The organism is Corynebacterium sp. DNF00584 (assembly GCF_001552965.1).
GTDB lineage: Bacteria > Actinomycetota > Actinomycetes > Mycobacteriales > Mycobacteriaceae > Corynebacterium > Corynebacterium phoceense.
This window is the reverse complement of record NZ_KQ959726.1, coordinates 69,029-83,652: the sequence shown is the minus strand read 5'-3', so window position 1 is coordinate 83,652 and position 14,624 is coordinate 69,029. Positions and strand designations below refer to the sequence as shown.

Annotated in this window: 10 protein-coding genes; 6 read left to right on the top strand and 4 right to left on the bottom strand. The window is 58.0% G+C overall.

Annotation, left to right across the window (positions count from 1 at the left end):
- Nucleotides 1-245: 245 nt before the first annotated feature.
- Nucleotides 246-3,539 carry a UvrD-helicase domain-containing protein gene (locus HMPREF0307_RS00355; RefSeq protein ID WP_066484680.1) on the bottom strand — a complete coding sequence of 1,098 codons (3,294 nt, stop codon included), beginning with the start codon at nucleotides 3,537-3,539 and terminating at the stop codon, nucleotides 246-248.
- Nucleotides 3,540-6,047 (bottom strand): PD-(D/E)XK nuclease family protein, encoded by a 2,508-nt coding sequence (locus HMPREF0307_RS00350; RefSeq protein WP_066484674.1) that lies wholly within the window; start codon nucleotides 6,045-6,047, stop codon nucleotides 3,540-3,542.
- 100 nt (nucleotides 6,048-6,147) lie between these two features.
- Here HMPREF0307_RS00350 and HMPREF0307_RS12765 point away from each other — a divergent pair, with 100 nt between their 5' ends.
- Nucleotides 6,148-8,451 (top strand): hypothetical protein, encoded by a 2,304-nt coding sequence (locus tag HMPREF0307_RS12765; RefSeq protein ID WP_141759146.1) that lies wholly within the window; start codon nucleotides 6,148-6,150, stop codon nucleotides 8,449-8,451.
- Nucleotides 8,452-8,507: 56 nt separating this feature from the next.
- Here the strand turns inward: HMPREF0307_RS12765 and HMPREF0307_RS00335 are convergent, their stop codons facing one another.
- Nucleotides 8,508-8,801 carry a hypothetical protein gene (locus HMPREF0307_RS00335; RefSeq protein ID WP_066484660.1) on the bottom strand — a complete coding sequence of 98 codons (294 nt, stop codon included), beginning with the start codon at nucleotides 8,799-8,801 and terminating at the stop codon, nucleotides 8,508-8,510.
- A gap of 208 nt (nucleotides 8,802-9,009) precedes the next feature.
- Here HMPREF0307_RS00335 and HMPREF0307_RS00330 point away from each other — a divergent pair, with 208 nt between their 5' ends.
- Nucleotides 9,010-9,834, top strand: a complete 825-nt coding sequence (locus tag HMPREF0307_RS00330; RefSeq protein WP_066484654.1) for a chymotrypsin family serine protease — start codon at nucleotides 9,010-9,012, stop codon at nucleotides 9,832-9,834.
- A 10-nt stretch (nucleotides 9,835-9,844) separates the two neighbouring features.
- Nucleotides 9,845-10,417 carry an HD domain-containing protein gene (locus HMPREF0307_RS00325; RefSeq protein ID WP_066484651.1) on the top strand — a complete coding sequence of 191 codons (573 nt, stop codon included), beginning with the start codon at nucleotides 9,845-9,847 and terminating at the stop codon, nucleotides 10,415-10,417.
- Between the two features lie 6 nt (nucleotides 10,418-10,423).
- Here HMPREF0307_RS00325 and HMPREF0307_RS00320 read toward each other — a convergent pair whose 3' ends face one another.
- On the bottom strand, nucleotides 10,424-11,107 hold the full coding sequence (locus HMPREF0307_RS00320) for an IclR family transcriptional regulator (protein WP_066484643.1): 684 nt from the start codon (nucleotides 11,105-11,107) through the stop codon (nucleotides 10,424-10,426).
- Between the two features lie 50 nt (nucleotides 11,108-11,157).
- Here HMPREF0307_RS00320 and leuC point away from each other — a divergent pair, with 50 nt between their 5' ends.
- The 3 genes from leuC to HMPREF0307_RS12760 all read left to right on the top strand — a co-directional run bounded on the left by leuC (nucleotide 11,158) and on the right by HMPREF0307_RS12760 (nucleotide 14,577).
- Nucleotides 11,158-12,588 carry a 3-isopropylmalate dehydratase large subunit gene (gene leuC / locus HMPREF0307_RS00315; RefSeq protein WP_066484630.1) on the top strand — a complete coding sequence of 477 codons (1,431 nt, stop codon included), beginning with the start codon at nucleotides 11,158-11,160 and terminating at the stop codon, nucleotides 12,586-12,588.
- A gap of 14 nt (nucleotides 12,589-12,602) precedes the next feature.
- Nucleotides 12,603-13,187, top strand: a complete 585-nt coding sequence (gene leuD / locus HMPREF0307_RS00310; protein ID WP_066484628.1) for a 3-isopropylmalate dehydratase small subunit — start codon at nucleotides 12,603-12,605, stop codon at nucleotides 13,185-13,187.
- Nucleotides 13,188-14,439: 1,252 nt separating this feature from the next.
- Nucleotides 14,440-14,577 (top strand): hypothetical protein, encoded by a 138-nt coding sequence (locus HMPREF0307_RS12760; protein WP_154666909.1) that lies wholly within the window; start codon nucleotides 14,440-14,442, stop codon nucleotides 14,575-14,577.
- Nucleotides 14,578-14,624: the final 47 nt, after the last annotated feature.

The window sequence follows — 14,624 nt, the reverse complement described above, 5'->3', positions numbered from 1 at the left end:
CGTAAACGATAGCACTTCCTCCGCTTAAGGCCTGTCTAGGATATGGGCAATGACGATGACGTTGCAGATCGCCGTAAAGTCCTAGGCAGTCTCATGTTTGCACAGATCTTAGGCGGTATCTGGCAGGGCGTGGATCGAAATCGGCCTCCTCATCGCGGTGGGTATGATGTTTGCGGTCGTGCGGCGACGCTAAAACGACAACGCCCGCCTTCGCCGTGGGGACGAAGGCGGGGCCGTGGGCGCCGCTAAGCGCTCGGCTCGTCGCGGAAGGCGACCTCCACGATGGCGCCAGCGAGCGGCAGGTGAATGAGGATGCGGTCGCAGCGCTTTCCCGCTGCCTCGAGAGCGGCGCGATACGTCGCCATCTGGCCCAGGTAGTGCTTCTTCACGAACTCCGCCGGTTTCTGGTTGCCCGGGTTGGACTTGTGGTCGATGAGCACGACCGTGTCGTCTCCGGTGTCGAGGAGCATATCGATCCAGCCCTCGGCGACCTGGCCGTCCGCGAGGTAGCGCATGGGTACCTCGGTGAGCCGCGGCGCATCCGGGTAGTTTTCCGTGAGCCACGCATCCCAGCGCCGACCGGCCTCGACCAAGTCTTTGGCCTCAATGGCGCTCACCCCCCAGCGGCCCAAGATGGCCTCAGCGTGCGCGAGCTGCGCCGCCTCGTCGAGCGCGGTGTAACTCGTGCCGAGGTAGGTGTGGATGGCGTCGCCGACCTTGTTCCAGTCCATCTCGCCGTGCTCGACCAGACGTGCACCCAGCGTTGCGACCACCGCGGTATCCGCTCGGTCCTCCCAGCCCGCCGAGGTCACCAGCGATGCCGCGAAGCGGGCCGCCTTGCGCTCGGCCGTGCGCGTGGACTCGCCGCGCCACTCGGGGAGCAAGCGCTGCTGCTCATTGCTTACCGGTGCGCCGGACTCGTCGTCTTCGCTATAGGTGCGGAAATCCGCGGGTAGGGTGACCGGCTCGGTCGTCGCCGAAGAAATGGCGATGGTGCCCTCTGCATCGTTAGTCGACAGCACAACATTGTTCTTATCGAGAGGATCATGGCTATCCAGCCGTTTCTCAGTGGCTACGAAAACGGTGTGTTCTTTGGAACGAGTGAGGGCAACGTAGGCGAGTCGTTTGTTTTCCTCTGCGGTGCGCTCCTCCCTTTTCTTCATCAGTGGTGTCTTGAGGAAGTGCTCCTTCGACGCCTTCTGAGCAGTGAGGGTGTAGGGCCAGAACATAACGTGACGGCCCTCCAAGGGCGCCTCCAGCGTAAAGGCGCCGCTGTCGGTAGGTTCCGTCCACACATCGGGAGGAAGCTTGTCATTGCTCTTCTTCAATCCCAAGATAACGGTGTGCCAGCCCAATCCCTTGGCGCCGTGCATCGTAGTGACAAAGACGCTTCCGGCTTCTTGGCTGGAACGTGCGACAACGCCCTTGCCGTTGGTTAGACGCTGCTCCGCGTCAAAGTTGCGTAAGAAGTCGGATACTGTGGCTGCCTTGCCAATTCCCTCGCGGTCTGATTCATATATTGTTGCTTGCTCAAGGAACCCCAGTAGCGTGTCGTAGCGGCCAGCTGGAGATGGCGAGCTGGCGATTCGCGCACGCAGATCCAGCGCGTCGATGAGCTCCGTAATCGCGCGCGACGGCGTGAGCTGCCCGATGTGCCGTGCAATCTCATTGACTGCGGCGAGCGAAGGATCGTCCGCCCAGGAGTTCTTCAGCTCCGTACGAGTCTTCCTGTCTGGAGCGGAGGCGAGTTCTTTAAACCACGTTGCGTGCGCAGCATGCTCTGGCATGAGTGTGATGAGCTCAAAGAGCGAAGCTCTGTCCGACCCATCGGAGCAGTAGCGCAGACCAGCAACGAGCAGCATCGCTTCGACTTCCTCGTCGACCGACACGTCTTTGCCAGTTGCAGGAATACCTGCCTGGCGGAGTTCGGCGAGGACTTTCTCGGCGTCTGCGTTGCTACGCACCAGGACAGCAATAGACTGCTTGGGATTTTCAGCGTGCAGCTCCTGAATGCCTTTGACGATGGGTACAGTGAGTTGGAGACCGACCTTGGCTTCCGCATTTGCGTTTCTCCACACGGAGATACGGCCTTCGTGGTCGATATTGCGGCGCCGCTCGCGACGGGCCTCATTGATCTTGAGCGTTACATTCGTTTGATCAGCAAAGGCACGTGAGAAATATTCGTTGGAGAGCTTAAGTGGAATACCGGAACTGCGCCATGACATTGAAAGAGAGTCTTGTTGTCCACCGCCTTCTTCAATGGCGTGTGCGGCAGTCTGCATGAGAATTGGATCGGCGCCGCGGAACCCGTAGATGGACTGTTTCGGGTCACCAACCCAACGCACGTCACCAACGAGTGCGCCAATCTTAAGGAAGATTGCTAACTGGAGCGGGCTCGTGTCCTGGAACTCGTCTACGACCATGACATCGAAGGACTCGCGAATCCATTCGCTCGCTTCGCCATGGGGATCTTGAAGTAGCTTAAGTGCGCGTGCTTCCTGGTCCGTAAAGTCAATGAGACCCGCCTCTCGCTTAGCCTCGGTATAGGCATTCACGCAGTCTCGTGCGGCTTCAAAGGCGATGCGGATGATATCGAAAGTGTCATCACGGAAGGTTTGGAGCTTCGTGATTTCTCCCATGCCGGTGGGAAATTCGTCTGCGAACGTGGTGGTAATCGGTCCAGTCACTTTAGGACCGCCGACTAGTTCACCAGCGGTGAGCTTGAGTGCTTCGCCCCAGCTGACGGCAGCGGGGTTGGCACTTAGCCGCTGGTAGATCTTTGTGCGTTTCGCATGATTCTTTTTGAGCGATGTGACGCTAGTTTTTCTTAGCTTTTCGTCACCTAGCCATTTTTCTTCGGTCGAATCGTCGTTGATGACCTCCATGAGGGAGTCATAAGCTTCCTTCGCACGGCCAACAATCTCCTCAATATCACCTGTCTCATTTCCTAAGTCGAAGTTATCGGCGAAGGCCTGTTGGGACTTGGATATGTGTTCCTCGAGGTCGTTTCGATCGTTGACATCGACGGCGTTAGCGCGTAGTGCTTGTGAGAGCTTCTTCACGGAGTCAGTCCACACACCTTGACCCTCAGTGAGGCCCCCATGAACAGTGCGGCGTCCCGCATAACCTACACGCTTGATCAGGTCACGATGGGCTTCCCAGTATGCTGCGAGTACTTCGTCGCATGCAGTGTCAAATGCTAGTTTTTCGGCATTCTCACTTAGCACAGCAAGCTCCGGCGAGATTTCATTGTGCAGTGCGAACCGACGCACGAGAGCATCAGTGATCGAGTTGACAGTGCCGACGAGAGCCGAGTCGATTTCTTGCGCAGCGACCACTTTTCCCTTCTCGACGAGCTTGACGCTGATGCGGCCAGCCAATTCGGCGGCGGCGTCCTTCGTAAAGGTCGTCGCGATGATGCGTGATGGATCCTTGCCCTCGTCGATGGCCTGAGCCAGGTCCTCAGTGATGCGGAAAGTTTTTCCCGAACCAGCGCTCGCCTGGACGAGAGTGTAATGGGAGTAATTGCCCGTGCTCATTTAGTAGTTTCCCTTCAATCCAGTCAAAACGTCATAGTCGCGGTAGGTGACTTCATCAGGGAAGAAGAACTCTTCGCCTAGTTCAGCCCGTACTTCCGCGGTCAATTTATCGAGCTTGGTTTCGGGGTCCCTGAGTCTTTGATGTGCCTCATCAACCACGGACCCCGCAGCGATGTCGGTGAGTCGTTTAGACAAAAGAAGGAGCGCACGGTTATAGAGCGCCTCAGTGGTTTCCTTATCTTTGCCATCGATGACGATGTGTTTGCGGAATTCCCAATATCCAGTGAAGTCAACGTTGGCGAATCCCACTGACCATGCATAAATCGCAAGCTGCAATGCTTCGTTCTTCTTAACGACGTCTTCGAACTTATTCTTAGACGTCGTGTACTTTGCGTCGAGGACCGAGCGACGTCCCGTTTTCGAATCACTCACGTCGATGTCACGCGAACCATTGAAAGACTCGATAGTCCACTTTCCTCCCGGCACGCCTTCCACGGTGACGTCGAGCGGGATGGAGAACTTGGCTTCGGCCGCGTCGAACTTCCAGCCTTTCTCAACGAGCTTGTCGCGGAACGAGAGGATCGAAAGCACACCGAGGGCGTGGAGTTCTTGTCGACGGGAAGCTTGGCCGGGTGCGTTGAGTTCCACAGCGACTTCACCAATCGCGCGTTCAAGAGCCGCAGAAACTGAATCCTCGGTCCACGTATTGTGGTCTATGGTTTGAAGCAGCTCCAAGGCCCTGTGGAACATGGTGCCGACCATGGCATTGCCTGTTGATGGCCCGCGACGACGGCCCTCGGAAATTCCGAGAGGCTTCGCCAAGATCCACTCCAACGGGCGTGCCAGCAACGTCGCCAATTGCGAGTAGGACATGTGAGTAGGAAGTAGCTGAGTCCCGGGGACAAAGTTCACCTGGGTGAGATCTGGCTGTGAGGGCCAGAGCTGCTTCTCAACAGGGGCGAGTGCGCCCTCAAGGAGGGGCGAAGCGCTTTTAAAGCGTTCGTCAAAGCTCTTGCCTGCCGCGACCTCTTTGGCGACGAGCTGCGCTAGGAGCTGATGTGGGCGAGTGCCTTTTTCTCCGACTACTTGCTTTTGAACGACAGCCACGAGTGAGCGCGCACTGCGCAGCGCCTTTAACTGCCCGCTGGTTCGAAGTCGAGTGATGTCTTTTAGCGACAGCACTCGGCCGTCGAATCCTTCATGCTCTTTCTGAGACCAGGTGTCAATTCCAGAGGCATTATCCGCGAGCGCTCCCCACCACAAAACGGTCGCGCCGGAACGAATATGCGCGGGATCGCCAATGACCTCGAAGTCGTGACTTGCGGCTGGTCGAATGCTCCAGGAGCCTACTCGCCGAGAGACCGCGTCGACGAGATGCTCGAGTTCCCGCTTCGAAATGGCGGAGTAATGAGACAGCATTTTTTCCAGCTGTTTGGCTGCAGTACTGAGTGCTTCGCCATGAGCATTCTGCGCAAACCACATGAGGGCTTCGCGCAATGTATCGATATTGATTTCATCCACGGGTGCGCGAAGCGCAAGGTATCTGTCGATGCCTTTAGCTACTGCCCTTGCCTCGCCCTCGAGCTCGGCTAGGGCTTTGTCCCAATGGTCGACGCTATAGCCGTAGTCGCGGCCGAGCGCCTTTAGAAGCGCTTTACTTGCGTCGGCGTTAAATAGTGCATGCCCGTCGATACGCATGAGCAGTAGGTCGATGATCTCGGGGACCGCGCCAGCGGTCGTCGCTGCAGTTACGAACGCGGAAAGAGCTTGGGCACCACCTCGATTTGAGGACTTGCCTACTGGTGCGAAGCCAGCACGCAGCAGTTCAGCATCAAGGAAGGGCGTGTCTGCAGTGACTAGTAGCTGCGGCACCACGCCAGCAGCACGTTCCTTGCGCAGTTCGCTCACGATGACGTCCGCAGCTTCGAAGTCGTTTTGTGCGGTAACGAAAACCTTCGAGGCGAGTGTTTCGCTTTGCTCTGGTTCCTCAACAACGATGTCGCCAAGTGATCTCAGAATGGATTTCCACACTGGGGGCAAAGCGTCGAGCTTGTCGCGCAGCACGATGCGTTCAATGCCGAGTTTAAGCCCCGGATTCTTGCCCAAAGCACGCGCGACGGCAGGAATGAGATCAGCTTCGCCGGCGATGGGCATGGGACGTTCAGCGGCCTTGAGCGCATCGACTCGTTGTGAGATGTCATCGGCGAGATCACGCGGGTCAATACCTGCAGTGACGAGTTCGTCACGCCAGGTAAGCAGTTGGTTGGCCACTGCCCATGCATCAACTTCGAAGGACGGACGAAGCCACGCTTGATCGTGCTTGAGAAGCTCAGCTAAGCGGTCGCGATAGGCGATGATGCGTTCCGGTTTGTCCAGAACCGGTATCGTCACGCCTAAGCGCGTGGCTAACACGCGGGCTAATCCCGCGGGCCCTACGGTCAATTCCCCGAGGCCTGAGGAGGGTGTCCAGGCCGCCCCGTCCAAGCCGAATCCGAATGTGATCTTCATAATGGCATGGTAAGTGCGTTCTGAGTTTTGTGCAGTTTAAATTGCAAGAATTTTCTTTCTAACCCAGCAAGGATAAGGCGTTGGCGATAGGCTAACGAACATGACTACAAGCTTGCGCGCCGGAACCAACTCGAGACTGCATTTTGGACTCTTTGGTGCTTCATTGAATTTGCCTGATTGCTATTCAGCTACCCAAGCTCCAGATTGGCGTGCGGTTCATTTCTCGGTGGCGCTGCCATTGCCCTATGTCGTTGACCAAGATCTTGGCGATGATTGGTTTCAGGGAAGATTCAACGGAATCAAGCGAATTGAAATTGGCCGAGAGTCCCAGCATGGTGCGCACCTTGAGCGCCCAAAGCTTCGCGACAACGAGGTATTTCGTTCAGAAACATATTACAAATACGCGCCGCACTCATTCCATAAGCAAGCAGGACATCAATTTCAGGCGCCGTTCCGTGACTCGGTGGGAGCGAATGTCGTTGATGGCCCGGCGGCAGGCCACCGGATCGACGATGAAAATACGAGGGCTCTGCGTGTTGATGCCTATAAGTACAAGTTTGCTCCGGATATTACGCGACTAGACGAAGAAGGTTGGATCCCGGATTTTGCGCCGCAGGCTCGTATTGAGCATCCTTCCTCAGAACCGGAAGACTCATTGGAATCCGTCTGGGGAAGTGAGCCAGCGCAGGGGGAGGGGCTGGATATTATCCGGCTTGATGATGACGAAGCGCACCCTTACAGCCAAGCACGTCTCTTGTGCTCCGAGCTCGTTACTTTTCAAGATCCTGAACATCATGTCTCGCATGACTCAAGCTCTGAGAATACCGCCACGACCTTCCTAATTCTGCACTTGGTGGTCGAGAATTGCTCGGCCGCAATGCTCGAAAAGGCCTCACAGTCGATCGCAAAGGTACGAAACCGCGTCAATATTGTGAAATCAGACGCCAAACGGTTAGTCATTCCTGAGAATAAGAAGATGCATGTTGTGCGCGGGACTCATGATAATGATTCGGAGCAGACTTATTCGATCAATCTGTTGAATTACTTTTTTGATCTTACGTTGTCAGTTTTGCCTGCCGCAGAGCGCGGACTGAAGATGGAAAAAGGAGGATACCTTCGCAGGGATAAGTGGCGGTTCAAGGAAGTAACGGACGCGAAGGATAAGGAATTAGAGTTATTACAAGAAGAGTCTGATAGGCGACAGCGTAGCGGCGATAAAGTTGCTCGATTTACGACCGTATGCGCCATTCCTGGTCGCGATATTGCGGAAGTTCCGATGTTGCTAGGAGGGGCTCCGGAAACTGATGAAGATTTGCCGGCGCATCAACGCGAAGATATTCGGCGAGAAATGTGCGAACGTGATGCGTTAGAAAACGGACATCGTTGGCTGCCATCCGATTTGTGGGGTTGGCAGTTGGCGCGTGGTGCCGACAGCTACCATATCGGACTTCCCGCACTCGAGGTTGCGCCGGAAAAGCTCGGCAGGATTGGACTCTATAAGAACTGGAATATTCATTCCTCTCCTGAAGGAATTGCAGTTGTGCGTCGCAGTGCAATTTCCAGAGAGGACCCGGCATTGTGGATGATTACGGGAACTCGTTTTATGGATCTGGCGCTTTTAGTGGCGAGAGCTGCAAAGTATCTTTCGTCCATCAGTAACCGACTTCGTGAGATGAAGTTCGAGGGACTCGATGGCGTGCATACAGAAACAATGAATCTGCAACAACTACGCGGCGCGAGTGACAAATTGCAGCGGCAATTGGACCGATTCCAAGACATCCAACGCGATTTTGTTGTCTTCCGTGATCAGCTGTGGTTTGAAACAGTCCCAGGACGTGAATTGTACACACGGGTGCTCAACGCAATTCAGGATTCAACGGGAGCGCGTCATCTGTATGACGATATCGCCGGTGAGCTTGATATTCGCAAAGAGGTGTACACGACCCGTTTCCAAACCCTGCGTCTGCAAATTGAAGGTGAGATGGGACGTCTGCAGGCTGACCGAGATGAGGAAGCCAAGCAACGCGATGCAGCTGCGAAGCAAAGAGAAATCGAAGACGATAAGCGACGAGAGGATGAACGCGAAGCTCGGGAACAAGAACGTGAGGCTGAACGTTTAGCCCGTGAAGAGGCGAAAGAAGAAGAGGAGAAGAAATATCGACGTGAATCCGAGGAGCGAAGTAAGGCTAACGAGACCTTGAACCAATCGTTGGCATTTGTCGCGGCGATTCTGGCCTTTCCTGCGCTGTTCGACATGATTCCTGGCTGGTCTGATGGAGGCAAGTTCGTGTTGACAGTAGTCGTGGTTGTGGCACTGATCGCCTTTTGGGCAATCCGAACATGGATGAAGTCTCACGCCAAATCAGATCTGGCAGACTCGGAGCCTCTCGACAAGTCCAAGTAACGACAAAAAGGCCTTGTTCCACCTCATGGTGGGACAAGGCCGTGTTTGCTCGAGGATTAGTGCTCGTCGTAGTGGTCGCCGTGTGCGGCGTGGCGGTGGCCATCGTGGATGTAGTCGACGTGGTCGCCGTGGGGGATGGCGACGTGGCCGCAGCCCTCGCCGTGGACGTGGCCAGCGTGGTCCTCAGCGGCGACGTGCTCGGAGGTCTCGCACTCGTCCCAGTAACCCTCGTGCAGGCGGTGGATGTGGCCCTCGTGGGCGTAGTCGGTGTGGTCGCCGTGCTGGAAAGCAACGTGGCCGCAGCCAGCGCCGTGGGTGTGGGTGTGAGCTTCGTGAACTGCATGAGTCATGACGTGACTCCTTATCTTTGGTGCGCCGAAGCGGCGTTGGGGCAGGAAAGGTGGGCGCCCTGCCTGCGTGTTTTCATTACGCTTTCAGTAAACCCCATTTTCATTCCGTTTTCAATTGCGGGGGAGCGAGATTAAGTGTGGCGTTTGTCACAGTTCAGGTGGGGGTGACAGCGAGACCATGTGTAGGCCATGCACTAGGGTCACAGGGGTGAAGATTTCTCGTCGCCTCAAGACCCTGTCCGTCTCCGCTGCTGCTGTTCTCGTCGGCACGCTAGGGGTCGCGCCGCTCGCCAACGCTGCGGCGCCCGCTATTGCCACGCAGGGCCACATCGTTCAAACCTCCGAAGGCACGACGTGCACCATCGGCTACGTCGAAGGCAACCGTGCGTGGACGGCCGCCCACTGTGGTGTCAACGGCCAGGCTGTCTACAACGAGTATGGCTCGCACATCGGTACGCTGCGCTACTTCCGTGAGGAGGGTGCGACCGGCCAGGATATTGCCTATATACAGTTTGCGGCGGGCACGGTCTCTGGTGGCAACCCGGTCTCGGGTGACGGTATCGGATTCAAGCCAGCGGATGGCAACGGCATTTGCGTTACTGGTCGCAACTCGCCGGAGAACTGCGGCACGGTCGTGCGGCGCCCCATGCAGACGGCGGGAATTTACTCGTCGACGGAGCTCTTCAAACAGCATGGTGACTCTGGCGCGGGCGCGTACGTGAAGGGTCAGCCGGGTGTGGTGGGTATCTACTCGGGTACCGCGACGTTTATCCAGGGCGGCAAGCGTCGTGCGTACGAAGACATTGCGTACTTCCCGTCGCCGCAGGAGCGCGCCGGGCTGCCGCAGGGCTACGTGCCGCGCAAGCCTGACCTCGTGCGCCGGGCCAACACGATCCTCGACGTTCCGGCGCTCTACTTCCGCGCGTACCTCGAGCCGGCGGAGGCCATCCTCGCGCTCATCATGGGCGGTTTCAGCCCGGCGGACTTCCGTGGCCTCATGGCAACGCTCGGCATTACTGGCGTGACGATTTAGGGCGGGCTGCATGGAGGCGCTCACCCCGCGTCTTATGCAGGCGCTTAACGTTGCCACGCGTGCCCACGATGGGCACTACCGCAAGGCGACGGATATTCCGTACGCCTCGCATCTTTTTGGCGTCATGTACCTGGCGAGCAAACAGGGGCTTTCGGCAGACGTGGAGGAAGACGTGCTCATCGCATGTTTGCTGCACGACACGCTGGAGGATGTCCCGGAGAAATACACGGCCGAGCAGATGGAAGCCGATTTCGGCCCGCGGGTGCTCGACATTGTGCTGGGCGTGACGAAGGATGACACGCTGGGGGACTGGCAGGAGCGCTCGGATGCGTACCTTGCGCACTTGCGTGAGGCCTCGTATGAGTCGGTTGTCGTGTCGGCGTGCGACAAGCTGCATAACTTGAGCTCCATCCTTGCTGACCATGAGGTCCTTGGGGACGAGCTGTGGCCGCGCTTCAACTCGGGTAAGGAGCGCCAGCAGTGGTGGTACCGCGCGGTGCTCGAGGTTGTCGAGCAGCGCGCACCGGAGCTGCCCTTGCTCGTGGAGTATCGCGCGAAGGTGGCGCGGCTCGCCGCGCTCTAAACACCGTTAGAGCAGCGCGCCGAGCCGCTGGGCGGCATCGGAAAGCAAGGTGGCGTATTTATCCGCAGGGGAGGGGCGGAAGCGCTCGGCCGAGCCGGAGATGGAGAGCACGGCCATGAGCGTGCCCGCGGCGTTGAGGACGGGCGCGGAGATGGAGGCGAGGCCGGCCTCGCGTTCCTCGATGGACTCGGAGTAGCCAAGCTCGCGGGCCTTATCGACGTCGGCTTGGCTATAGAGGGCATCGGGAATCTCAATGTCCTCAAACGCCGCGATAATGCGCGCCGCGGAACCGGAGTTCAGTGGCAGCTGGCGGCCGACCGGCACGACGTTGTGGAGGCCGTGCGAGGGTTCCTTGGACGCAATGCACGTACGTGTATCGCCGGTGTGCTGATACAGCTGGATGGATTCACCGGTGGTTTCGAGCAGCTGCTCCATGATGGGGGTAGCTGCCTCGATGAGGTGGTCGCGGTTACCGGGCAGGGCGGGGCCGGCGGTCCAGTGCCCGTCTGCGGTGCGCGTCAAAATACGGTGCGCCTCCAGTGCGGTGGCCAAACGGTGTGCGGTGGCGCGGGGCAGGCCCGTCTCTTCACACAGGTCGCTGAGCGATGAGGGGCGATTGGTGGCGGCCATCATGATGGCCACTGCTCGATCCAATACCTTAATTCCAGAAACTGCGCTATACTCTCCCATATAGTGAAATTTACGTCCCAATTAATGAGATTTCAAGTGGAGTGATTGAAATGTCGGAAAAGCTGACGCTCGCAGAGAAGGTATGGCGCGATCATATCGTGACCAAGGGTGAGAACGGCGCACCGGATCTCATCTATATCGACTTCCAGCTCCTGCACGAGGTAACCAGCCCTCAGGCCTTCGACGGCCTGCGCATGGCCGGTCGAAAGATGCGCCACCCCGAGCTTCACCTGGCCACCGAGGACCACAACGTCCCGACCATTGGGATTAAGACGGGCAACGTGCTCGAAATCAAGGACGAGACCTCCCGTACGCAGGTCTCCACGCTGCGCAAGAACTGTGAAGAGTTCGGCGTGCGCCTCCACTCGATGGGCGACGAGCAGCAGGGAATTGTCCACACTGTGGGACCGCAGCTGGGCATCACCCAGCCGGGCATGACCATCGTGTGCGGCGACTCGCACACCTCGACGCACGGTGCCTTCGGTTCCATCGCCATGGGTATCGGCACCTCCGAGGTCGAGCACGTCATGGCCACGCAGACGCTGTCACTCAAGCCGTTTAAGACGATGGCCATCGAGGTTTCCGGCGAGTTGGCCGAGGGGGTTTCCGCCAAGGACCTCATCCTGGCGATCATCGCCAAGATCGGCACCGGCGGTGGCCAGGGGCACATCATCGAGTACCGCGGCGAGGCCATTCGCAAGCTGTCCATGGAAGCCCGCATGACCATCTGCAACATGTCGATCGAGGCTGGCGCCCGTGCCGGCATGGTCGCTCCAGACGAGACGACCTTCGATTATGTCAAGGGCCGCGAGTTCGCCCCGCAGGGCGCCGACTGGGACGCCGCCGTCGAGTACTGGAAAACCCTGCCCACGGACGAGGGCGCGGAGTTTGACACCGTCGTCCACATCGACGGTTCCTCTTTGACGCCGTTCGTCACCTGGGGCACGAACCCCGGCCAGGGTGCCCCGCTTGCCGATGCCGTCCCGGACCCGGCGTCCGCACCCGACGACAACGCCAAGGCCGCCCTCGAGAAGGCGCTCACGTACATGGATCTGGAGCCGGGTACGCCGCTGCGTGACATCAAGATCGACACGGTCTTCCTGGGCTCCTGCACCAACGCCCGTATTGAGGACCTCCGCGCAGCCGCTGGCGTGCTCAAGGGCCGTCACATCGCTCCGAACACCCGCATGCTGGTCGTCCCGTCCTCCGCGCTTGTCATGAAGCAGGCGGAGGAGGAAGGTCTCGATCGGATCTTCCGCGACTTCGGCGCCGAGTGGCGCACCGCCGGCTGTTCGATGTGCCTGGGTATGAACCCGGACCAGCTCAAGCCAGGCGAGCGCTCCGCGTCCACGTCGAACCGTAACTTCGAAGGCCGCCAGGGCCCGGGCGGCCGCACGCACCTCGTCTCGCCGCTTGTTGCTGCCGCGACCGCCGTGACCGGGCACCTGTCCTCGCCCGCTGATTTGCCCGCCGCCAACTAAAAGGAGAAAGCATCATGGAAAAGTTCGTTACCCACACCGGCACCGGCGTCCCGCTGCGCTACTCCGACGTCGACACGGACCAGATCATCCCGGCTGTCTACCTCAAGCGCGTCACGCGCAGCGGCTTCGACGATGGCCTCTTCGCGAACTGGCGAAAGGACGAGAACTTCATCCTCAACCAGGAACCCTTCAAGCACGGCTCCGTGCTCTTCGCTGGCCCGGACTTTGGTACCGGGTCCTCGCGTGAGCACGCCGTCTGGGCACTCAACGACTACGGCTTCAAGGCCGTGTTCTCGCCGCGCTTCGCGGACATCTTCCGCGGCAACTCCGGCAAGGCCGGCCTGCTCACCGGTATCATGAGCCAGGAAGACATCGAGCTTATCTGGAAGCAGCTGGAGGCCGGCGACACCGAGGTCACCGTCGACCTCGAGGCCCGCACCGTCACCGTGGGCGGCAACGTCTACACCTTCGAAGTGGATGATTACGTCCGCTGGCGTCTCATGGAGGGCCTCGACGACATCGGATTGACCTTGCGCGACGAGCAGGCGATCACTGACTACGAGGCCACGCGCCCGGCGTTCAAGCCGGCGGTGCACTAGACACCGCCCGCCGTCGCGTAATATAGAGGACGGTCATGAACTGCGCCCCGTTTTCCTGACTGGGTTAATTCTAAATGGTTTGGGTCTTTGCAAGGGACTGGTTCCGATATTGCATCGGGGCCAGGTCCTTGAATTGTTCCTGCTGGCTGGTCGCGTTGTATTACGCTCAACATCGGGTCCCGCCGGCATAGGAAACATCCTTCCGTTACTTCGTGCCCTCCATCAAACCCGGGCTAGCTCAGCATACAGTGTGCGTGCCATGTAGACGCAAAAACTCTGTGTGAACAGTCTTTGCAGGTAGTCCATGAGAATCCTGTCGCGTATCTCCATTCAGCCCTGGCTGGTGCGAAGATAGGTAATATCCCCGCATAGCCCAGTGGTGCTGAGCGTGGCTTGTTGGTAGGGGTGTTGTGGAACGGTGGTAGGGCTGGATTCCGACTAGGCGGTAGGGCCGGGCAGCTGGCCTCGTCGGGGCCAGCTGCCGGGCCTCTAATCCGATCGACTACTCGTTGGCGCCATGTGTGGCGCTTGCCAGGTGTTGGCACATGTCGTAGTCGCCGAGTTCGGTGCGCTGTCCGGCCTCAACACCGAAACACCAGTCGCCCAAGTGGCATAAACACTAAATTAACGAGTTTCCCGTCCACAAAACTTGACACAGCCCAAACGAGCTGAACCGCGTCTATGTAGTGTCTGGCGGCTTAGATGGAAAGTATGATTCCGGTGATCGGAAAGCATGCGCTGCGGGGACTGCAGCGGGGGTGATTTTCTTGTAGTCGACGGGCGTCCCAGTGAGTACGGGGCGTCCGCATCGACCACGAAAGGGGTCCGTTGATGTCAACGGATTACCGCGCGATCATGCTCGCGCTTTTACACGAGTAAACTTACGCCGCAATCTCTGCGCGACTGAGATGCTCATCGAAGACAATTCGCCAAGTCCGCTCGGTCTTGGATGTCCACGGCTTCAGTGTTGATGACGTTGCCGGCTTGTCCGACGGGCAACTGGAACCAAGCGCTAAACACTCGCAACAACCAGCTCAAATGTAAAGGTGGGACACAGCCAATTATGCGAAACCCGGGCTATCAGCTATGCCGTTTTGGAGGTAGGTTAGTAGTGCAGATTGAGGTTGACCTGGTTGGCGGCCACTTCATTGTTGATTATAAATCATAAAAGCCTTCCAAAGTGATTCAGTTCACTGTAGTATGTTGCTTGGGTCACAAAAGTGGCCAAGGTCAATTGAAGGAGGGAACGAATATGATTCCGCAGATGTCTGATATTGCGCAACAAATTCTTGAGGAAAATGTTGAGCCAGCTACCGAATCTCAGCTGGGGGATTTTGTCGACGAATACCGTATCCAGAATGCCGCGTGGGAGCACAAGAAGGATTTTTAATCTTTTACTTGTTTGTTTCCTGACGCTGGGCGGGCCCTCAGGGCCCG

What these genes read in the sequence shown, in the direction of transcription:
- HMPREF0307_RS00355 (WP_066484680.1), bottom strand. Translation starts at nt 3,539, where the DNA reads ATGAGCACGGGCAATTACTCCCATTACACTCTCGTCCAGGCGAGCGCT.
- HMPREF0307_RS00350 (WP_066484674.1), bottom strand. Translation starts at nt 6,047, where the DNA reads ATGAAGATCACATTCGGATTCGGCTTGGACGGGGCGGCCTGGACACCC.
- HMPREF0307_RS12765 (WP_141759146.1), top strand. Translation starts at nt 6,148, where the DNA reads ATGACTACAAGCTTGCGCGCCGGAACCAACTCGAGACTGCATTTTGGA.
- HMPREF0307_RS00335 (WP_066484660.1), bottom strand. Translation starts at nt 8,801, where the DNA reads ATGACTCATGCAGTTCACGAAGCTCACACCCACACCCACGGCGCTGGC.
- HMPREF0307_RS00325 (WP_066484651.1), top strand. Translation starts at nt 9,845, where the DNA reads ATGGAGGCGCTCACCCCGCGTCTTATGCAGGCGCTTAACGTTGCCACG.
- HMPREF0307_RS00320 (WP_066484643.1), bottom strand. Translation starts at nt 11,107, where the DNA reads ATGGGAGAGTATAGCGCAGTTTCTGGAATTAAGGTATTGGATCGAGCA.
- leuC (WP_066484630.1), top strand. Translation starts at nt 11,158, where the DNA reads ATGTCGGAAAAGCTGACGCTCGCAGAGAAGGTATGGCGCGATCATATC.
- leuD (WP_066484628.1), top strand. Translation starts at nt 12,603, where the DNA reads ATGGAAAAGTTCGTTACCCACACCGGCACCGGCGTCCCGCTGCGCTAC.
- HMPREF0307_RS12760 (WP_154666909.1), top strand. Translation starts at nt 14,440, where the DNA reads ATGATTCCGCAGATGTCTGATATTGCGCAACAAATTCTTGAGGAAAAT.